The organism is Methylobacter sp. BBA5.1 (genome assembly GCF_000746145.1).
Taxonomy (GTDB): Bacteria; Pseudomonadota; Gammaproteobacteria; order Methylococcales; family Methylomonadaceae; genus Methylobacter; species Methylobacter marinus.
On the sequence record NZ_JQKS01000004.1, the window covers coordinates 129512 to 151896 of the forward strand.

Sequence of the window (22385 nt, forward strand, 5' to 3'; positions counted from 1 at the left end):
AACGTGCCATACAAATGTGGCTATAATGTAAAAGCCCTGCTGGCAAAGGCTCGACAAGCACCAGGCGAGAACTTTTATAAAGCCATGGTTGTCTCTTTATATCATGACATTGCCGTTAGTTGGAGCCTTTATAACAGGGTAAGTTTCTCGTCCCGCCCGGGCATGAAACATTCATAACAACTGATAAAAACCAAGGCTTCCAAGCAAGGTTCATTCTATGAAAAATACACCGCTGGCTCCGTCACAACTTTATAAACCGTGCAATATCGAGCAGTTAAAATTCAATTCCACTGACGAGCTTGAAAACATCGATATCATTGTCGGCCAGGAACGCGCCATGGAGGCGATCAAATTCGGCATCCGGATCAACAAAAGCGGTTACAACATTTTCGCGATGGCGCCTTCCGGCACCGGCAAGTTCACCACCATCAAGCAACTGGCCGAACACGAAGCCTTCCACCGCCCCGTGCCCTCGGACTGGTGTTACGTCAACAATTTCAGCCAGCCGGCCAAGCCGGCCGCCATCCGACTGGCGCCGGGACAAGGCAGGATTTTCCGGCATGACATGGAGCAGTTGATCGACGAACTGAGCATCGCCATACCCTCGGCATTCGACGGTGACGAATACCGCTCCCGCGCCGGCGAGATCGAAAGCGAATCGCGCCAGCGGGAAATCCATGAATTGAACCAGTTGCGCGAGGAAGCCGAAAATGCCCATATTCTGCTGACCGAAACGGTCACCGGCTACGGTTTCGCGCCGGCCGATGAAAACGGCGTCGCGCTGACGCCCGAGCAGTTCAACAAGCTCGATAAAGAGCAGCAGCACCAAATACAAAACACGATTTTCAACCTGCAGGAACGCCTGCAGCAACTACTGAAAAAATTCCCGATCTGGCGCAAGGAAACCAAGCGCAAGCTGCAGGCCCTGAATCGAGAAGTCGCGGCCCTGGCCGTCAACCATTCCATCGACGAGCTGATCGAAAAATACGCCGACCAACCGGACGTCATCAGTTATCTGAATGACGTGCAGAAAGACATCATCGAGCACGTCCGGGATTTCGTTCCGCATACCGAAAAAATGCTGCCGTTTATGGATTTTCAACAGGATTCCAATCCGCTGAAACGCTATCAGGTCAACCTGATCGTCGACTTCAGCAACAAGCGCGCCGCGCCCGTGGTTTACGAGGACCTGCCGAATTACAGCAACCTGATCGGCCATACCGATCACCAGGCCTATATGGGCTCGTTGATCACCGATTTCACCATGATCAAGCCAGGCGCCTTGCATAAGGCCAACGGCGGCTACCTGATCATCGACGCCCGGAAAATCCTGTTTCAGCCGTATGCCTGGGAGAGCCTTAAACGAACGCTGCAGGCCCGTGAAATCCGCATCGAGCCGCTGGAGCGGACACTCAGCCTGATCAGCACCTCGTCCCTGGAACCGGAGCCCATACCGCTGGAGGTAAAGATTATCCTGTTCGGCGACCCGCTGCTGTATTACCTGTTAAGCGCCTATGACCCCGAGTTCCACGACCTGTTCAAGGTGGCCGCCGATTTCGACGTCTCCGTTGTCCGGGAAAACAGCACCCATGAATACGCCCGTCTGCTGGCCACGATTGCCAAGCACGAAAAATTGCGGCCGTTGAGTCCGGCGGCCGTTGCCCGGGTCATCGAGCACAGCTCCCGCATGGCCGGTGATGCCGAGAAGCTGTTGACGCATCTGCGCAGCATCAAGGATCTGTTGACGGAATCCGACCATTGGGCCGAGGAAAACGGCCATTCCCTGATCGCCAACAGCGATGTCCAGAAAGCCATCGACCATAAGATTTACCGGCTCGACAAGCTCAGGGAAAAACTCTATGAGAATATCGATCGCGGCACCGTGCTGATCGATACCGAGGGCAAAGTGACGGGCCAGATCAACGGCCTGTCGGTGCTGCAACTGGGCGAATTCGCCTTCGGCCAGCCGTCGCGCATCACCGCCACGACGCGTCTTGGCACCGGCAAAGTGGTCGATATCGAACGCGAAACCGAACTGGGCGGCGCTCTCCATTCCAAGGGCGTGCTGATTCTGTCGAGCTTCATCGCCTCGCGCTATGCCCGCAACAGCCCGTTCTCGCTGTCCGCCAGCCTGGTGTTCGAGCAGTCCTACGGCCACGTCGACGGCGACAGCGCCTCGTTGGCCGAACTGTGCGTTATTCTGTCGTCCCTGGCCCAGGTGCCTCTGCGGCAGGATCTGGCGATTACCGGCTCGGTCAACCAGCTGGGCCATGTGCAGCCGATAGGCGGCGTCAATGAAAAAATAGAAGGCTTCTTCGATATCTGCGTCAAAAAGGGTCTGACCGGCACGCAAGGCGTCATCATTCCGTCCACGAACGTCAAGTTCCTGATGCTGCGCTGGGATGTCGTGCACGCGGCCCAGTCCGGCCAGTTTCATATCTACGCCGTCACCACCGTGGACGAAGCGCTTGAACTGCTGACCGGCATGGAAGCCGGAGTCGTCGACGAGCAGGGCAAATACCCGCCGGCCTCGTTCAACGGCAAGGTCGAAGCCCAGCTGTTGCAATTTACCTCGCTGAACAAGGAATTCCACCTGAGGGCCGAGAAGGAATCGTCGAAAAATAACGAAGGCTAGGAGGCTGTCGGATTTAATTATGACGGGTAAATTGTAGGTGCGAATTCACTTGTGCCCTTCAGGGTATAAATAAATCCGCACCTACACCGGAAATTCATCCGCGCACTTGAGGAAGTTATTTTATGCGCGTTCCTTAGTATGCATTCCCACGCAGGAGAGAGTGTGAAAGAATTAGTAAAAACATCATAAAAAGCCTTATTTACCACGAAGATCACGAACGACCGCATGGATGCGGGAGGTAGAGCACCAAAAGTAGGCGCTTTAGGCGACGCAGGAGCAGTTGCCGAGGACACGAAGAAAAAAATCAAGTTAATCAAAAACTTAAAACTTCGTGCTCTCGATTGCTGTTCCAGACGCAATTCTACCGCCTCCTTCCTTGGAGGCGTTCGTGTCCTTCGTGGTTAAATCCTTTAAATTGAATACTTTCACAGCCTCAGGAGCGTGGGTACGAGTATATCTGGCCGGACGTGTATTGGCCGAGCCCCTGGATCCCATGGTCCTCCGTGGGATCCGATACCCAGGCGCTAAGTACACTTGTCCTATATTCTTACACTGCCGTTCTTATGGAGCCCGTAACACATGACCATCCCCAAATATTTTCGCCCCGATATGGAACAGAAACTCGACGGATTGAGCGATCTGGCCCGGGATTGCAGTTATTCCTGGGTTCATGGCGCTGATGAGATATGGCGCGAGCTGGATGCCGAATTCTGGGCGCAAACCCGCAACCCCTGGCTGGTGTTGCAGGCTATATCGCGCGCGCGCCTGGAAGACCTGTCGCAAAACGAAGCCTTCTGCGAGAAGCTGCGCACCATCGTTTCGGCCCATCGCCAGGCCTTGTCGGAACAGCGCTGGTTCCAGACCAAGAAGCGGCAGGGCATCGCCCTGCGGAAAATCGCCTATTTCAGCATGGAATTCGGTCTCAGCGAGGCCCTGCCCATTTATTCGGGCGGGCTCGGCCTGCTGGCCGGCGATCACTTGAAGGCCGCCAACGACCTGGGCCTGCCGTTGGTAGGCGTCGGCCTGCTCTACCAGAAAGGCTATTTCCGCCAGGCCTTCGATGCCGACGGCAACCAGATCGCCCTTTATCCGTCCAGCGAAACCAGCGACTTGCCGGTTTGCCCCGTGCGCATCAATCATGGCGAATGGCTGCGCATACAGTTGTTGACGCCGTCCCGTTTATGGGTGCGGGTATGGCAGGCACAGATCGGCCGCATCAAACTGTATTTGCTCGATTCCAACGATCCAGCCAATCATCCGGTGGACCGCTGCATCACGGCCGAACTGTACGGCGGCGAGTCCGAATACCGGCTGTCGCAGGAGATCCTGCTGGGCATCGGTGGCTGGCAGGTTTTGCAGGCACTGGGCATCACCCCTGAGGTCTGCCATCTGAACGAAGGCCATGCCGCGCTGCTGGTGCTTGAGCGCGCGCGTCATTTCATGAACGCGCATCGCGTCGATTTCGCGACGGCCTTGACGGTAACGCGCGCCGGCAACCTGTTTACCACCCATACCTCGGTCGAGGCCGGCTTTGACCGCTTCAGCCCCGAATTGATCAAGAACAGCCTGGGCCTTTATGCCAAGGCCCTGAATATCGACCTCGATACCCTGCTGGCTCTGGGGCGAAATCCCGGCGACAACAACCCGGCGGCGCCTTTCAATATGGCCTGTCTGGCCATCCGCGGCAGCGCCGCCGTCAATGGCGTCAGCCGCTTGCACGCCGAGGTCAGCCGGAATATTTTCCTCCCCTTGTTTCCAGGCTGGCCGAAATACGAAATCCCGGTCACGCATGTCACCAATGGCGTCCATGTGCCAGCCTGGGATTCCATGGAAGCCGACGAGCTCTGGACCAATTTGTGCGGCAAGAACCGCTGGTTTTGCGATCCGGATCATCTGGCCGCCCAATTCCGCCACGTCAAGGACCACGACCTCTGGAATTTACGCGCCCAGAACCGTTCCCGGCTGGTGCAGTTCGTCCGCGACGAGTACAGCCGGGAACTGAACGTGCACAGCACCTTATCCGACACCGAACTGGAAGATCTGGTGTTGCGCCTGTTCGACCCGAACGTATTGACTATCGGCTTTGCCCGCCGTTTCGCCACCTATAAAAGACCCAACCTGCTGCTGACCGATCCCGAACGGCTGGCGCGCCTGTTAACCGATCCTCACAGGCCCGTGCAGCTGGTCGTCTCCGGCAAGGCGCATCCGGCGGACCTGCCGGGCCAGCGCTTGATCAAGGCCTGGCACCAGTTCATACGGCGGCCGGAAATCCGCGAACGCGCGATCTTCCTGAGCGATTACGACATGATCACCGCCGAATACTTGGTGCAAGGCGTCGACCTGTGGATCAATACGCCAAGGCGCCCCTGGGAAGCCTGTGGCACCAGCGGCATGAAAATCCTGGTCAACGGCGGCCTGAATCTGTCCGAGCTGGACGGCTGGTGGGCCGAGGCCTACCGGCCGGAAGTCGGCTGGGCGCTGAACGGGCACGAAGCCGAGCACACCGATGCCCAGCAGGCCGACATGCTGTACGGCCTGCTGGAAAACGAGATCGTCCCGGCTTTCTACCGGCGCAACGACAGCGGCATTCCCGAGCGCTGGGTAGCCAAGATGCGCGAGAGCATGACCACCTTGACGCCTTATTTCTCCGCCAACCGCATGGTGCGCGAATATACCGACCGTTTTTATCTGTCCCTGGCGGATCAATATCAACGCCGCGCCGCGAACGGCGCCCGGTCAGGCCGAGACCTGGCCCGCTGGCTGTCGCGACTGAATGACCTGTGGCCCAAAATTCACGTCGCCCATGTCGAAATCGAAAACAGTGAGAGCGTATATTCTTTCAGGCTGCAGGTTTATCTGGGCGATTTAACGGCAGAGGATGTCAAGGTCGAACTGTTCGCGGAACCGACTTACGGCGATGCCGATAATATTTATGAAATGCGTATCGACCATGAACTCCCCGGGGCGGTCAACGGTTTCGTCTACAGCGTCGAGATCCCGGCCAAGCGGCCGATTTCGGACTATACGCCCAGAATCATACCCAGCCATCCCGACGTCAGCGTGCCTACGGAAGCCCAGCCTATTTTATGGGTGAAATGAGCGAGCATGCCGGCTTTACAGGATTCCCGTTAAGGGGCTCGTCACAATAATCTGTTGAGGTGCAATATGAACATCGTCCTGACCCATGGCCTGCTCGGGTTTGATACCCTGCCTGTTTTAGAAGTCGACTACTTCAACGGCATCAAGGAGCATCTGGAACGCCGGTTTCAGGCGCGGGTGCTGGTCACCCAAGTGCCTCCGATCGGCGGCATTGACGTGCGCGGCGAGGAATTGAAGCGGCAGATTCTCGAGGCGCTGGGCCAGACCGGCGCGCCGCCCGTACTGAATCCGGACGAGAAAGTCCATATCATCGCCCATAGCATGGGCGGACTGGACGGCCGCTACCTGCTGTCGCCGGCCAATCCCGGCAATATCGCCGATCAGGTCTGCTCGCTGACCACCATCGGCACGCCGCATCAAGGCTCGCCGCTGGCCGATCTTTGTGAATCATTCGCGGACGGCGAATCGGAGATACCCTTAATGGGCGCCATCGAAGGCGTCATTCGCGACATAGCCGATAAATTCCATTGGCTTGATGCCCTGCACGATTTAACCGCGGAATCCATGCGCGAATTCAACGACACCTATATCGACAACCCGCGGCTGAATTATTTCTGCGTGGCCGGCAGCGGGCGCGAGGGCTCCTTAAAGACCTGCAAGCTGTTGCTGCCCGCCTATCGCTACATCGCCAAAATCACCGGCGGGGACAACGACGGCATGGTGCCGGTTTCCTCGGCCCTGCCTGTCGGGTGGGAAGCTATTGCCCCGCCCTGGCCCGCCGACCATTTCGATGAAATCGGCCATGATCTGGATGAGGGCGTGCACGGCAAGCCCGCTCATTTCGATTACCTGCGCGGATTTGAGGACATTGTGGAGCGTGTGCGAAACTGTTAGCCGGATCGGTACTGGCGGTTGTTTCGGCAACCTCGTGGGGGCGAACCTGTGTGTTTGCCCTTGCTCAACGGTTCACCCTCGGCCAATGGTTTGCCGGTGATCCGTCGTGCATCGGATACAGGGCGGACACGTAGGTCCGCCCCTACGGTGTACACCCTCGGCCAATGGTTTGCCGGTGATCCGTCGTGCACCGGAAACAGGGCGGACACGTAGGTCCGCCCCTACGGTGTGCACCCTCGGCCAATGGTTTGCCGATGATCCGTCGTGCACCCGAAACAGGGCGGACACGCAGGTCCGCCCCTACAATGCAACCGTACGATACATCTCCCTTTGATTCGAATGGGCCGCATCGCAAGCTTCGGCCAGGTGCCTGTCCATGCTTATCGGCCAAAAGATTATTTGGACAACCTTGCCCTGATCCGGTCATAGGTTGCTTTCAATTCCTCGCCGACTATTTTTGTCTTTTCGATAAATTCTTCCGAAGTTTCCACCGTATCATCGGAGATGTCGGCCGCTTTCCGGGTAAACGCGTTCCAGTTTTTTTCAACGTTCTCAAATTCGTCCCTGGCTTCCATGGAACCTAAATGCAGTTTCAATTTAATTTCATCGCGCTCGGTTTTTAAGGATTCAAGCAGGTTTTCAAAGTCTTCTTTTAATGCCATGACACACCTCTGTTTTTAGTTTTATTTAACACATTGTGGAACCGTTCTCGGTAAAAAATTAAGCTGTCTTTGAGGCTAAGACAGAGTCCCTCAAATTCTGTTCATTCCTCAAGCATTTAAGCTATGCTTGGGCGCGAAGAACCGATGTTTGTATGGCCGTTCCGGGAAATAGCGGCTACTATCCTGTTTTCCGGCTGTTATCAGGAATCAATTGGGGCAACTTACTATCGAACAGTTGCGACAGAACCCTGATTGGTTCTGAAACAGCAGTTATTTGCAAGGGGATGATTGATGTCAAAAGCAAGCACTATCACGATTGACGGCAATGAAGCAGCCGCGCGGGTCGCGTATCTGACTAATGAAGTCATCGCGATCTACCCGATTACGCCGGCCTCGCCGATGGGGGAGTTGTCCGACAGTTGGGCTTCGGAAGGACGCAACAATATCTGGGGCACGCAGCCGCAGGTCATTGAAATGCAAAGCGAGGGCGGCGCGGCCGGCGCCGTGCACGGGGCCTTGCAAAGCGGCGCGCTGACCACGACATTCACAGCCTCGCAGGGATTGCTGCTGATGATTCCGAATATGTATAAGATTGCCGGCGAGTTGACGTCAACGGTTTTCCATGTCGCGGCCCGCACGCTGGCGACGCATGCCTTGTCGATTTTCGGCGACCATAGCGACGTGATGGCGGCCCGGACGACGGGCTTCGCGTTTCTGTCGGCCAATTCGGTGCAGGAAGTCATGGACTTCGCCCTGATCGCCCAGGCGGCAACGCTGGCCGCGCGCATTCCCATCCTGCATTTTTTCGACGGCTTCAGGACCTCGCATGAAATCGCCACGATCGAGCCTGTCGACCAAGCGACGGTGCGCGCCTTGATCGATGAGGACCTGGTCGATCGGCACCGCCGGCGCGCCTTGTCGCCGGACCATCCGGTCCTGCGCGGCAGCGCCCAGAATCCCGATGTGTTTTTTCAGGCGCGGGAAAGCGCCAATCCGTATTACCAGGCCATGCCCGGCATCGTTCAGGATACCATGGACCGTTTCGCCGAATTGACCGGTCGCCAGTATCATCTGTTCGACTACGTCGGGGCCGAGGAGGCCGAACGGGTCATCGTGCTGATGGGCTCCGGGGCCGAAACCGCCGAGGAGACCGTCCGCCACTTAACCGCGCACGGAGAAAAAGTCGGCGTGCTGAAAGTCCGGCTGTTCCGCCCGTTCGCCGCCGAGGTCTTGATCGACGCCTTGCCGGCCACGCTGCGCAGTCTGGCGGTGCTGGACAGGACCAAGGAGCCCGGCGCCGATGGCGAACCGCTATACAAGGATGTCCTGACCGCTATCATGCAGAATTATCTGGGCGGCAATCCCCGGTTTGAGCACTTGCCCAAAATCGTCGGCGGCCGCTACGGCCTGTCCTCGAAGGAATTCACGCCGGCCATGATTAAAGGCATTTTCGATGAATTGGCCAGGGAGCGGCCCAAACACCCGTTCACGGTCGGCATCATCGACGATGTCACCCATACCCATCTGGCCTGGGACCCGTCGTTTCGCACCGATGCAGCCCAGGCCACGGTCAGCGCGGTTTTTTTCGGACTGGGCAGCGACGGCACAGTCAGCGCCAACAAGAATGCCATCAAGATCATCGGCGATAAAACGCCGCTCAATGCCCAGGGCTATTTTGTCTACGATTCCAAAAAAGCCGGTGCCGTCACAGTCTCGCACCTGCGTTTCGGGCCCGAGAAAATCCGTTCCAGCTATCTGATCGGCGACAACGACGCGCGCTTTGTCGCCTGCCATCAATCGGTGTTTCTCGAGCGCTACCCGATGCTCGACAAGGCGGCGCCGGGCGCGGTATTCCTGCTGAATACCCCGGTTGCCGCCGAGCAGGCCTGGAACAGCCTGCCGCGCCGTTTCCAGGAGGCCATGATCGAGAAAAACATCGCCTTTTACGTGATCGACGCCTACGAAATCGCCAGAAAATGCGGTTTGGGACGGCACATCAATACCGTCATGCAGACCTGCTTCTTCGCGCTGTCCAATATCATGCCGCTGGATGAAGCGCTGGACGCGATCAGGGAAGCCGGGCGGAAAACCTACGCCAAGGCCGGCAAGCGCATACAGCAGGCCAATCTTGACGCGATCGACGCGGCGCTTAGCCAATTGCATCAGGTCCCGGTGCCCGCGCAGGCGACCGGCGCGATCGAAATGCCGCCCGCCGTGACCGCCGACGCGCCGGATTATGTGCAGCGCCTGACCGCCGAGATGATGGCCGGGCGCGGCGACTTCCTGCCGGTCAGCCGCTTTGCCGCCGACGGCACCTTTGAAACCGGCACCGCCGCCTTCGAAAAGCGCAATCTGGCCCTGGAGATCCCGGTCTGGGAGCCCGATATCTGCATCCAGTGCGGCAAGTGCGTGTTTGTCTGCCCGCACAGCGTGATCCGCAGCAAGCTGTTTACCGCCGACAGCGTCGAAAACGCGCCGCCGACGTTCAAATCCGTGCCGGTCAAAAGCAAGGCCTTCGGCGGCGATCTGTTGATCAGCTACCAGGTCGCGCCCGAAGACTGCACCGGCTGCACCCTATGCGTGCAGGTCTGCCCGATCCGCGATCGCGACAACCCCGAGCGCAAAGCCGTCAATATGGCGCCGCAGCCGCCTTTGCGCGTCCAGGAGCGCGAAAACTGGGACTATTTCCTGAAAATTCCGGAGCCGGACCGCCGCCTGCTGCACCACAATAAGCTGCCCGAAGCCATGCACCTGCAGCCTTTGTTCGAATTTTCCAGCGCCTGCGCGGGCTGCGGCGAGACCCCGTATCTGCGGCTTGCCAGCCAGCTGTTCGGCGACCGCATGGTGGTCGCCAACGCGACCGGCTGTTCGTCCATCTATGGCGGCAACCTGCCGGCGACGCCGTGGGCCAAAAACGCCGAGGGGCGCGGCCCCGCCTGGTCGAATTCGCTGTTCGAGGACAATGCCGAATTCGGTCTGGGCATGCGCGTTGCCATCGATCAGCAGACCCAGTACGCGCGCGAGCTGCTGCAGGGCCTGCGCGATCCGGTCGGGGCGGAACTGGCCGACGCGATTCTCGCGGCCGATCAAAGCGACGAGGCCGGCATCTATGAGCAGCGCCAGCGCGTCAGCGAGCTGAACCGGCGGCTGCCGGCGCTCGCCAATGATGCGGCGGAGCGTCTGCTGAAGGTATCGGAAAACCTGGTCAAGCACAGCGTCTGGATTATCGGCGGCGACGGCTGGGGCTATGACATCGGCTTCGGCGGCCTGGACCATGTGTTTGCCGCCGGCCGCGATGTGAACATCCTGCTGCTCGATACCGAGGTGTATTCGAACACCGGCGGACAGACCTCCAAGGCCACGCCCCGGGGCGCCGTCGCCAAGTTCTCGGCCGCCGGCAAGGCCACGCCCAAGAAAGATCTGGCGCGTCTGGCGATGGATTACGAGCAGGTTTACGTGGCCCAGGTCGCCTTTGGCGCCAAGGATATTCAGACCCTGCACGCGTTTCTGGAAGCCGAATCCTATCCGGGCACTTCGCTGATTATCGCCTACAGTCCCTGTATCGCGCACGGCGTCGACCTGTCGAACAATCTGCGGCAGCAGGATCTGGCGGTACGCAGCGGCCACTGGCCATTATTGCGTTTCGATCCGAGGCGGGCGGCGCAGGGGCAGAATCCTCTGCTTCTCGACAGCCAGAAACCGTCCATCCCCTATCGCGACTTCGCCATGACCGAAGCGCGTTTCAGCGTCCTCGGCCGCACACACGCCGAGCATTCGGAACGCCTAATGCAGCAGTCGCAACGCGATGTCAACAACCGTTACCGGCATTATCGCCTGCAGGCCGAGCAATCGTTCGCGAAGCCAGCCAACACCCAACAGGAGTCTGACCGATCATGAGCAGCATAGACCTGAGCACAAACTACATGGGGCTTAAACTGGCCAACCCGCTGGTGCCTTCCGCCTCGCCCCTGACGCGCGGCCTCGATTCGGCGCGCCGCCTGGAAGACGCCGGCGCGTCGGCCGTGGTCATGTACTCGCTGTTTGAGGAAGAACTGCGCTACGAGGAAAAGATGACGGAGCGCTTTCTGATTCACCAGACCATAGGACATCCCGAAGCCGACAGTTTCCTGCCTTTCGACAGTCATTTTCAGCAGGGGCTGGATCAGTACCTGGAGCATCTCGGAGCCCTGAAAGATACGCTGAATATCCCGGTCATCGCCAGTCTCAACGGCATTTCCCTGGACGGTTGGGTGGAAAACGGCAAATTGCTCGAAGATGCCGGTGCCGATGCGCTGGAGCTGAATGTCTATTACCTGGACACGGATCTCTATGAATCCAACATGGATGTGGAAAACCGCTATCTGGAACTGTTGCGGGCATTGCGCCGGCAGGTGAATATTCCTATCGCGATGAAGCTGTCTCCCTATTTCAGCGCACTGCCGCATTTTATCAGGGAACTGGAAAACGAAGGCGCCGATGCCGTGGCGCTGTTCAATCGTTTTTACCAGCCCGATATTGATATCGACAACCTGCAAATCATCCCGCAACTGCACTTATCCACCTCCGCCGACGCGCTGCTGGCCATGCGCTGGATCGCCATTCTCTACGGCCGGGTCAAACTGTCGATGGCCGCGACCGGCGGTGTGCACACGGCCGACGACGTCATCAAGCTGCTGTTGTCCGGCGCCGATGTCACGCACTTATGCGCCACCCTGCTGCTGCACGGACCGGAACAGCTGACGCGCATCAAAGCCGGCCTGACGGCCTGGATGGAGCAGCATGAATGCGCCTCGGTCAAGGACATGAAAGGCCGTTTAAGCCAGCAGTTTTGCCCCGATCCCAAATCGTTCGAACGCACCAATTACCTGGCCGTGCTGGACAGCTACAGTTCGCCGGCGGGGATGCGGCGTTAATTGTGGATTTGCAGGATAAAGGGTGTCACAAGCGGGATTGACTCAGACACCTGAGGATTCGGTTAAAAACAACCTCCGCCATCTCTTCAGGTTCGTGGGAGCGATGCCTACATCGCGACTTGCCGGGCGATTTTAAATCGCGATGTAGGCATCGCTCCCACTATCGTTATCCGCATTAAAACCAGGCCATTATTCCATGCCGAATCCTGAACCGGCGGCTTTGAAAGGCCGGGCTGAACAATGCCCCGGCACGGCGGACGGCATGCCCCTCTGTCTGTGCGTAAAGTCAGCTAGATAACAATAAAAAGGCCGCTTGCCGCGGCCTTTTCTTCATGTGAGTTTTACGGGATGGTTAATTTACAAAAGTTGCCCTGACCTTCTCGATTTTACCGTTTCGGGTCTTGCGCTCAATCCTGAACTTGGAGCCGATATCAGACTTGACGGTAACCCTGTCGGCGAAGCCCCAAGCTTTCGATGTGAATTTATCCAGCGAGTAAACTTCCCATTTCGAGTTATCCGACATAACAATAATTTTTCCGGAATCTTTTACACTTTTAACGGTGTGTTTGCCGATATTGTTGCAAAACATACATGCCTCCTCAGTAAACAGACAGTAATATATGCTTCCTTGTACAGGACGGTGACATCTAACGACGGGATTCATTTTGTGCATGGTAACGCACGATTAGCGGTATGCCACAAATAACAAATCATGTCAACACATCTATGGAATGAGCCAGACAAGCCCGCTGCGGCCACTCGCTTTTCCCCATCAATTCAATGATGTTGTGCCGTTTTGATGTGCTCCAGGCGGCGCAATGAAACGCATCGCCCGCGAATGATGCGCCTCCTGTCGTCGGCGCATCCTATGTTTAAAGTGGGACATTATTGCCGACCGAAGCCTAAGGAAAATTAAACGCCGCAATCACATACAGCAGCAGGGCCAGAAACACCAGGACGGTAAAACCGAATTGCATCGCGATCAACGTCGCCAATATCGCGCTGATGACCGAGGCACAGCCATTGATGCCCCAGGCCCACGGGATCAGCGTCGGCGCCGTCCGGCCGAGGCTGTCCATGGCCATCGGAAACGGCATGCCCATAAAAAAGCCCAGCGGCGCAATCAGCAGTATCGAGAACAGCAGTCGGCTGCCGCCGCCCAGTTCCAGCAAAGCGCCGGTCAGGGATTCAAAGCCCAGGATATAAATCGCGCTGAATAAAACGATGCCGGCAACCGGCCAACGGATCATCGCCTTTGCCCGGTTGCCGCATAATCTTTTCGAAAACAGGCTGCCCGCGCCGGCGCTGATCAGAAACGTGCATAACACCGCCGTGACGGCATAAATCGGATGATGCAGAATCAGGATGAATTTCTGGATGAAGGCGATCTCAACAAAAAAGAAGGCCAGCCCCAGGCAGACAAAATAAATCAGCACCGGCCGATAGCCCTGGGCGCCGGATTTGATGCCCAGCCTGTCCTTGCCCAGCACCAGCGGCAGTGCGATCAACACCAGGCTGGCGAGCAAGGCCTGCAACAGGGCGGCTATCAGCAACAGATAGCCGCTTTCCAGCAACGACATGCCGCCCTGCCCCAATAAAGGCACAATCTCGGGCAGGGTTTTCCATTTGAAAAAATGGAAGAAATAAGGCCGGTCGTCCGTCGCCGGCTCGATATTGAATTTGTAGGCCTTGATAAAAGTCTCGCCGTCAGCGCCCAACAGCGCCTTCGCCGCCTGATGGAAATACGGCTGCGGCAGAATGTTAAACCGGTTGACCTCGTCGGCCGTGATGCCGGGATAATAAGCCAGGTCGAAACTGCGATCACGGCTGAATCGCTTGAGGCTGTCGATCTCCTGGTCAGTAAAGGCCCCGTTTTTTACCAGCAGCGTGCTGGTTTGCCAACTGCGGATCAGCACGATGCGCTGCTGTGGATCTTTTATCTTCAACGCCTTGCACGCATTCACGACCGTTGCCAGCATTTTCAGCGTGTCGCGGGGCGGCATCTTGATCCAGCGGGTGATGCTGAGATAGCCGCCCGGCGACAGATGCCGCAAATCGGCCTGTATCGCCTGCTCGGTATACAGATAACTCTCGGACAGCGCATAAAGTCCGGCCGCCGAGGCCCCGAACGCATCCAGCAGGGAAATGTTGATCAGGTCATAGCGTTCATCGCTGGTGGCGACAAAACCGCGCGCTTCGCCTATGTGCAGGCTGACCTGCGGATGCTGATAAATATGGCCCGCGAAATCGGCATATTTTTTCTCGACCAGATCGATCATCTGCGGGTTCAGTTCAACCGCATCGATCCGGGGTATGGCATGGTAGTGCGCCTGAAGAATGTCGCTGCCGGTACCCGCCCCCAGGATCAGGACGTTTTGCAGCGAGCGCAGATGATACGGCAGCGCCGAGGTGGTCTGGTCCAGATAGCTCAAGGTTTCCGGGTTGCCGTCGTAACGATTGATTGCGGTCATGCCATCGGCATCGGTAAAGACGGCCAGCTGCTCGGGCGGCTCGGTCGTGGCATTAAGACTCAGCCCCGGCGCATGGCGCAGCGGCGTGATGGCGCTCTTGACCACGCTGATCAAGCCCAGCGGACTGGAATAGCGGTCGATGATCCTGGCGCCCGGTATTCTCAGCATCTGTTTCTCGCCTTTGTAAGGCGAAACATTGAGCCGGAGCCAGCCGGTCATCGCGACCGTCGCCGCCAGAACCACAATAATGCCGGCACTGAACCGGAACTTTGTATCCTCCGGCCGCGCCCGAAAACTGTAATGCGACACGATGATGGCCGCCGCGATGCCCAGACCGGTCAGGACAGTCAGAATTTTTTCCGGAAACAGCAGGAACAGCAGCAGGATGATGCCGACGCTGCCGGCGCCGGCGCCGGTCAAATCCGCGGCGTAAATGAACGACACGCGGGTCTGATAATGATAAAAAGACAGACCGATGACATTGGCGGCACAAAAGAACGGCAATGCCAGCAGCAGGTACAGCAACAGCAGATAGAACAACTGCACCGGCGCCCACAGAATCTCTTCGGGATTGAAGGGAATGATCTGGGCCAGGGCGTAACAGGCCGGCACCGATAAGCTGAACAGCAGCATATTGGCCGTGATCGCGGCCGGAAACCGGCGCTGCAGCGCGTCGCGGTTCAGCGCCAGAAAGACGCCGCTGACGCCATAGCCGAGCAGCGCCAGGCTGATGATCATATAGGCGAAATGGTGCCACTGGATGATCGAGAACAGGCGCATCAGCAGTACCTCGTACGCCAGCGCGGACGCCGAGATAATGGCTATCGCCAGTAGATACGAACCGGTCGGCCTGGCTTCGGTCATTTAGTGTTCACCCGTTAACGGTACAAAGGCAACCGGCAGAACCTGCCGGGTGGTGACCTTGCCGTCCTTGTCCTTGGTGACCAGCACCAGATGCTGTACCATGAACCGGCTGCCGACCGGTATGATCATGCGGCCTCCGGGCTTCAGCTGCTTGATCAGCGGCGGCGGAATATGGCTGGCGGCGGCGGTTACGACAATCGCATCGAAAGGCGACTCGGATGGCCAGCCATAATAGCCGTCCCCGACCAGGGTCCGCACGTTGTCGTACTTCAGTTGTTCAAGGCGTTCCCCGGCCTGCCGGCCCAACTCCTCGATAATCTCTATGGTAAACACCGCATCGGTCAGTTCCGCCAGAATGGCGGCCTGATAGCCCGAGCCGGTACCGATTTCAAGCACCCGGTCGCCTTTCTCAAGGTTCAGCAGATCGGTCATGACGGCGACGATATAAGGCTGGGAGATGGTTTGCCCGTAACCGATCGGCAGCGGCCTGTTGTCATAGGCATAAGGGCGCTGATCCTCCGGCACGAACCGGTGCCTGGGCACTTTGAGCATAACCTCCAGCACGCGTTCATCGAGCTCGCCTTTCTCGAGAAACTGCTGGCTCATCTCGACACCGGCCCTAATTTCATTAATCATGACCTGGCGCGGCTTCAGGTAACTCTCTTCGGCAACGGCAAGCGCGCCGCACAGGAACAACAGCCAGACCCAAGCGAGTCCTTTTGGCACCGAGCGATAGTTTTTCGGCATGCGGACAACCTCCGGATTCAACCTGCGTAAGTTAAAGCGCTCCGTGCCGTAAAGCCTGCCGTCAGCCCCCGTTAAATCAGGCCCGTTCGGCTAACTCAGGATTTTCGGTTATTTTGCCGGCCTGTCCATGATGCGAATCATGTAACGACGGATGTGACCACGCAGTGCCGCGCGGGATTTTCAATTGCATAAAAACAAGAACGCCCGTGTTTTACCCGCGGCTGTCCCTTGGCATCCTATGGAACCAGCGACTATTATGATGGCGCTAACCGAGGTCTTGGCCTGAGGCCTTAAATCGGCTTTTGTCACCGGCGGCAGCTGGTACAGCTGCGTGAAAGATCTCGAAACGATAAACAACCAGCAACTGCGATTTCTCCTTGCCTTGGAAAGCAATCGCCTGGTCCCGGTGGAAAAAACGCTTGGCGCCACGTCCAACAGCTGGATATTCCTGTAATGGTTTGTCAGGCGAAAACTCAGGTCTGTATTTATTACTCAAGGGTTTCCTGAACTCAAGTTCAGGGTTTCACCTGATTTCCATCGCCCCCAACCACAGCTTAAAGTCAATTTTCTTTTTGTTATCCCTTGAGCTATTGCCGCAAAAAGTGCCGAATTCAGGACAGCTTGGTATGCGGCAATAATTTCTACAATTCAGGCAGTATGGAGATATGTCATGAGATTTGCGCAAAGCAGTGACAAGCAGGACAAAGGCTTCAAAACGATCAGGCATTATCAAGCCGCAGGCATCTGCCTGCCCTTACTCGCCATGGCGCTGGCCCATGCCGGCCCGGCGCAGGCTAATTGCACGAACACGGTATCGGCCGATGTCGTGGCCCTGGACCAGGTTTTCTATTACAACCGCCTCGGCGCGATGAACCCCGCCGGCATGGTGTTCGCGCTGAAAGCCGACGTGGTCGACCTGGCGGGCGGGCCGAATCCGGGCCCCGGCAACGCCATGCTGCGCCCCGGCAAGCGCCCCAGGCCGCTGACTTTACGAGTTAATGAGGGCGACTGCCTGCAGGTCCGTTTCAGCAACTGGCTGAGCCCGACCCTGACCGGTTCTTTACAGCAACCGGTCAGGCCCAGTGATCCGCCGAACAGCACCCCGGTGCGCAACGACGACGGCCCGGCCACGCGCACGGCCTCGTTCCATGTCATGGGCCTGCAGCCGCAAGACATCCTCTCCGACGCCTCCAATGTCGGCAACAACCCCAGCGGCCTGGCCGCGCCCGGCGAAAGCCTGACCTATACTTTCTACGCCGGGCGGGAAGGCACGTTCCTAGCCTACAGCACCGCCGCCACCACCGGCGGCGAAGGCGACGGCGGCTCGCTGGCACACGGCCTGTTCGGCGCGGTTAACGTCGAAAACAATGGCGCGGAATGGTACCGCAGCCAAGTCACCGAACAGGATCTGGCCCTGGCCGCGACCGCCTCGACCCTGTCCGAAGCCGACGGCCAATACTATCCGGTCATCGACTACGACGCCGTCTATCCCGATGTGGAGACCCGCAAGCCGCAGGAAGTGCTGACCCTGATCAGCACCCTGGACAGTGCCTATCAAGCGACGCTGAGCCGACTGACCAGCGATACCGGCTTCACGGCCGGCGATCAGGGCAAGACCCTGATCACACCCGAGTTCAGCGGCATCATCACGACGGTGAATGCCGATGGTTCCGCCATCGTTGAAATGAACGCTACAACGGCTGAGAAGTCCGACGACTCGGCCAGGAATAAGAATGATTCAGCCAACCGACGCCGAGACAGCTCGGACGATAATTCAGCCAGTTCGTCGAGTAGTGCGGCCGTTGTCTCGCAGCAAGCCGCTCCGTATACCTGGCGAATCGAGGGCACGGCCCCGCACCCGCTGGCCGGCCGTCCGATCCTGAGGCTGCTCGACAGCGGCAGGCAGATTGTCCACTCGGATCTCAACGCCATCATCACCGGACCCAACCGGGGCAAATTCAGTTCGGCGGCCGAGCCCAAAAATGCCGTATATCCGGACCGGCAAGATCCGTTCCGCGAGTTCACGGTCGTGTTCCACGACGAAATCAAGGCCGTGCAGGCGTTTCCGGACTGGTTCAACGATCCGGTGCTCGGCCACACCCTGCACGGCGTCCGGGACGGCTTCGGCATCAACTACGGCACCGGCGGCGTCGGCTCGGAAATCATCGCCAACCGCCTGGGTCTGGGCCCGATGAAGGACTGCCTAGAATGCAAGTACGAGGAGTTCTTCCTGACCTCCTGGGTGCTCGGCGATCCGGCCCTGGTCGTGGACGTGCCCGCCGGCGTCAATGCCGACGGCCGGATGGGCGTGGTCGCCAATCCCTTGTTCGCGACCCGGGCCTTTTTCCCCGACGACCCGTCCAACGTGCACCACAGCTATCTGAACGACCGGGTCAAGTTCCGCAACCTGCACGCCGGCCCCAAGGAACACCACATCTTTCACCTGCACGCGCATCAATGGCTGCATACGCCCGACAGCGACGAGTCGGCCTATCTGGACAGCCAGAGTATCGGGCCGGGCGGCGGCTATACCTATGAGATCGCCCACCACGGCAGCGGCAACCGCAACCGGACGGCGGGCGACTCGATCTTCCACTGCCATTTCTACCCGCATTTCGCCCAAGGCATGTGGGAATTCTGGCGCGTGCACGACGTGCTGGAAACCGGCACCGTGCTCGATGCCGACGGCCGCCCGGCGCCCGGCGCCCGCGCGCTGCCCGACCAGGAGATCAAGGCCGGCACGCCGATTCCGGCCGTCGTGCCTCTGCCGACCCTGGCCCTGGCGCCGCAGCCCGGCGCGAAAGTGGTTATCGAAGACGGCCAGGTCAAGCTGCCCGAGGTCGCCGCCGGCAATCCCGGCTATCCGTTTTATATCGCCGGCATTGCCGGCCACCGGCCGCCGCAGCCGCCCATGGATCTGGTCGAGGATGGCGGCCTGCCGCGCCATGTGGTCACCGGCGGCACGGCCACCAGCGTGCAGACCCGCCTCGACTTCAGCAAGACTATCGACACCCTGTCGGCCATCAAACTGCCCGGCAACGGCACGCTATGGGAGCGCCAGGCCATGATTTTCCATGGCGGCGACGGCGTCACACCGGGACCGAAATCTTACAGCACGCCGAAGCCGGAAGGCGGCACGGGCCTCTTCAAGGTCAACGGTCTGCCGGCCAGGCCCGGCGCGCCCTATGCCGATCCCTGCGTCAGCGATGACCAGCAACCTACCGGCAGCGACCGCTTCTACCATGCCGCGGCGATTCAGATGGATGCCAAGTTTAATAAAGTGGGCTGGCATTTCCCGCAGCAGCGCATCCTGACTTTATGGGAGGACGTCAAGGATACGGTCGATCAGGTCCGGCCGCCCGAGCCTTTGTTCTTCCGCGCCAACACCGGCGAGTGCATCACCTTCCGGCACACCAACCTGGTGCCGAACGTTTACCAGCAGGATGACTTTCAGGTAACGACGCCGACCGACACCATCGGCCAGCATATCCATTTGGTCAAGTTCGACGTCACGTCCTCGGACGGTTCCGGCAACGGCTGGAACTATGAGGACGGCACCTTCAGTCCCGAGGAAGTGCACGAACGCCTGGCCGCGATCAACAATCAGGCGGGCGAATGGCTGGAGCCGACCGGCGAGCAGGCCGACAAGCCGCCGGTCTGCACCCTGGGCGATTTCCAACGCGGCGACGGCTCCTGCGTGCAGACCACCGTGCAGCGCTGGTATGCCGACGACGTGCTGAACAATGCCGGCCAGGGCCGTTCCCTGCGCACCGTGTTCACGCACGACCACTTCGGCCCGTCCACCCATCAGCATCCGGGGCTCTATGCCGGCCTGGTGGTCGAGCCGCCCGGCTCCACCTGGAAGCACAACGAGACCGGCACGCTGCTGAGCGGCCGGGCGGACGGCGGCCCGACCAGCTGGCAGGCCATCATCGAACCCGGCAACGGCGATGAGGCTTACCGCGAATTTCTGCTGGAGATGGGCGATTTCTCGCTGGCCTACCGAAGCGACGGCACGCCGGTCAACCCGCCCGGCAAGAAGGAGGCCGGGCTTCATGATCTGGTCGAGGTTGCGCCGACCTGCCCCGGCGGCGCGACACGGCCCTGCCCCGAAGCCATCTCGGCCGACGATCCCGGCACCATGACCGTCAACTACCGACATGAACCCATTGCGCTGCGCGTCAACAACGGCGCCAATGTCCAGACCCCGGGCCGGGCCGGCGACCTGTCGTTCGCGTTCGAATCGCGCACGGACCGGGCCATTGCCGCCCTGAACCGCCAGCCGGACTTTTTTTCCTGGCCTCTGACCCAGGATATCCTGCCCGGCGATCCGTTCACGCCAATGTTGAAAGCCTATGCCGGCGACAAAGTCCAGATCCGGGTCCTGATGGGCGCGCACGAGGAAGGCCACAACTTCGGCGCGCACGGCCTCAAATGGTTGTTCGAGCCGTCGCTGAAAGACTCCGGCTATCGCAGTTCGCAGATGCTGGGCATTTCCGAGCACTTCGAGTTCGAGCTGCAGGCCGTGGATACCGTCCAGCCGGGCACGCCCTGGGCCGATCTGGCCTATTTCCCGGGCGCGGCGACAGACGATATCTGGAATGGCCTGTGGGGCATCATGCGGACTTACAACGGCAAAGGCAACTTCTCGCCGCAATTTCCTAAACCGACGCTGGCGAAACTGCCGAGCAATCCGGACGGCGTGGCGCTGCCGCCGATGAACTGTGCCGGAGGTAAAAAGAATAACCCGAATTGCCCGGGCATGAACGGCGTTTGCCCGACCAATGCGCCCCAGACCCGTTTTACGGTGCATGCGTTTCTGGCCAAAGACCTGCTGGACGGTCCGCTGGTCTACAACCAGAGGGCCGGTCTGGAAGACCCGGGCGCCATCCTGTTCGTGCGCGATGCCGATCTGGACCCTAAAAACAAGCGGCTCAAGCTTAAACCCGGCGTGCCGGTCGAGCCGCTGATCCTGCGCGCCAATGCCGGCGACTGCATCACGCTGGAACTGTTCAATCATCTGCCTGAGAATCTGGGCAGCACGCAAAAAGACGGCTGGAGCACGCTGCCGATGATCGTCGAAGGCTTCAACAACAACGACATCCTGCCCTCTAGCCATGTCGGCCTGACCCCGCAATTGCTGGAGTTTGATCTGCTGACCGGCAGCGGCCTGAGCGTGGGCCAGAACTGGACCCTGCCGGGCGGCAACTTCGCCGCTGCCGCCCCCGGTAAATCCGTCAGCTACAAATGGTATGCCGGCAGGATGACGATCAGAAATGACCCCAATGCCCAATCGAACCCGCAGCGGCGTTTCGCCGAGCCGGTGGAATACGGCGCCGTCAACCTGATGTCCTCGGACCGCATCAAGCACGCGAGCAAGGGCGCCATCGGCGCGTTGATCATCGAACCGCAAGGTGCGAAATGGCAAGAAGATGCCAGTTCCCGCGCCTCGGCCACGGTTACATTGAAAAGCGGAAACGACAGTTTCAGGGAACATGTGCTGATATTCCAGGATGACCTGAATCTGCAGCAGGATGGCGTGCCCATACCCAACCTCGCCGACTCGGAAGATCCCGAGGATAGCGGCCAGAGAGCCTTCAATTACCGGACCGAGCCGATGTGGACCCGCACTGGCTTCGCCGCGGATGAACCGCTGGAAAACACGCGCGGCTATGATTTCTCCAATATTTTGACAGGAGCTTCGGAAACGCCGACATTCACGGCCAAGGCCGGCGAGCCGGTCCGGCTGCGTGTGCTGCATCCCGGCGGACACCCTCGCAACCATGTGTTCCAGCTGCATGGACACGGCTGGCCGGAAGAGCCTTATACTGACGGCTCAACAGTGATGGCTCAAAACAACTGGTCCGAATGGAAGGGCGCTCAAGACGGCATAGGCCCGGGCAGCAGTCTCAATCTGCTGCTGACCAATGGCGCCGGCGGTGTCTTTGCCACGCCCGGCGATTACCTGTACCGGGATCAGGCATCGTTCCAGTTTGACGGCGGTTTATGGGGCGTTTTTCATGTGGAATAGCACGCCGTAAAAGGTACGGGAGCGCAGCCGCAGCAGGCTGCGCTCTTTTTATCGTTATTGGATATTAGA

Annotated in this window: 11 protein-coding genes; 6 read left to right on the forward strand and 5 right to left on the reverse strand. The window is 58.9% G+C overall.

Annotated features, from left to right (window positions below):
• Positions 1 to 217 precede the first annotated feature (217 nt).
• From EK22_RS03730 to EK22_RS23025, 3 genes are all read left to right on the forward strand, one after another.
• On the forward strand, positions 218 to 2635 hold the full coding sequence (locus EK22_RS03730) for a Lon protease family protein (protein ID WP_036248185.1): 2418 nt from the start codon (positions 218 to 220) through the stop codon (positions 2633 to 2635).
• 579 nt (positions 2636 to 3214) lie between these two features.
• The gene (gene glgP / locus EK22_RS03735; RefSeq protein ID WP_036248187.1) at positions 3215 to 5734 is read left to right on the forward strand and encodes an alpha-glucan family phosphorylase; all 2520 of its coding nucleotides are present in this window, start codon (positions 3215 to 3217) and stop codon (positions 5732 to 5734) included.
• A gap of 66 nt (positions 5735 to 5800) precedes the next feature.
• Positions 5801 to 6628, forward strand: a complete 828-nt coding sequence (locus EK22_RS23025; protein WP_051961658.1) for an esterase/lipase family protein — start codon at positions 5801 to 5803, stop codon at positions 6626 to 6628.
• 395 nt (positions 6629 to 7023) lie between these two features.
• Here EK22_RS23025 and EK22_RS03745 read toward each other — a convergent pair whose 3' ends face one another.
• On the reverse strand, positions 7024 to 7290 hold the full coding sequence (locus tag EK22_RS03745; RefSeq protein WP_020157646.1) for a hypothetical protein: 267 nt from the start codon (positions 7288 to 7290) through the stop codon (positions 7024 to 7026).
• 291 nt (positions 7291 to 7581) lie between these two features.
• Between EK22_RS03745 and nifJ the strand changes: the two genes are divergently transcribed.
• On the forward strand, positions 7582 to 11187 hold the full coding sequence (gene nifJ / locus EK22_RS03750) for a pyruvate:ferredoxin (flavodoxin) oxidoreductase (RefSeq protein ID WP_036248189.1): 3606 nt from the start codon (positions 7582 to 7584) through the stop codon (positions 11185 to 11187).
• The gene (locus EK22_RS03755) at positions 11184 to 12203 is read left to right on the forward strand and encodes a dihydroorotate dehydrogenase-like protein (RefSeq protein WP_036248192.1); all 1020 of its coding nucleotides are present in this window, start codon (positions 11184 to 11186) and stop codon (positions 12201 to 12203) included. Before nifJ ends, EK22_RS03755 begins: the two co-directional genes overlap by 4 nt.
• Before the next feature lie 352 nt (positions 12204 to 12555).
• Here the strand turns inward: EK22_RS03755 and EK22_RS03760 are convergent, their stop codons facing one another.
• The 4 genes from EK22_RS03760 to EK22_RS03775 all read right to left on the reverse strand — a co-directional run bounded on the left by EK22_RS03760 (position 12556) and on the right by EK22_RS03775 (position 16781).
• On the reverse strand, positions 12556 to 12792 hold the full coding sequence (locus EK22_RS03760) for a hypothetical protein (RefSeq protein ID WP_020157650.1): 237 nt from the start codon (positions 12790 to 12792) through the stop codon (positions 12556 to 12558).
• Between the two features lie 313 nt (positions 12793 to 13105).
• Positions 13106 to 15538: a spermine/spermidine synthase domain-containing protein gene (locus tag EK22_RS03765; RefSeq protein WP_036248194.1), complete on the reverse strand. Its 2433-nt coding sequence runs from the start codon at positions 15536 to 15538 to the stop codon at positions 13106 to 13108.
• The gene (locus tag EK22_RS03770; RefSeq protein WP_036248196.1) at positions 15539 to 16285 is read right to left on the reverse strand and encodes a protein-L-isoaspartate(D-aspartate) O-methyltransferase; all 747 of its coding nucleotides are present in this window, start codon (positions 16283 to 16285) and stop codon (positions 15539 to 15541) included.
• Positions 16286 to 16550: 265 nt separating this feature from the next.
• The gene (locus EK22_RS03775) at positions 16551 to 16781 is read right to left on the reverse strand and encodes a hypothetical protein (protein WP_036248198.1); all 231 of its coding nucleotides are present in this window, start codon (positions 16779 to 16781) and stop codon (positions 16551 to 16553) included.
• Positions 16782 to 16955: 174 nt separating this feature from the next.
• Here EK22_RS03775 and EK22_RS03780 point away from each other — a divergent pair, with 174 nt between their 5' ends.
• Positions 16956 to 22316, forward strand: a complete 5361-nt coding sequence (locus EK22_RS03780) for a cupredoxin domain-containing protein (protein WP_051961660.1) — start codon at positions 16956 to 16958, stop codon at positions 22314 to 22316.
• Positions 22317 to 22385: the final 69 nt, after the last annotated feature.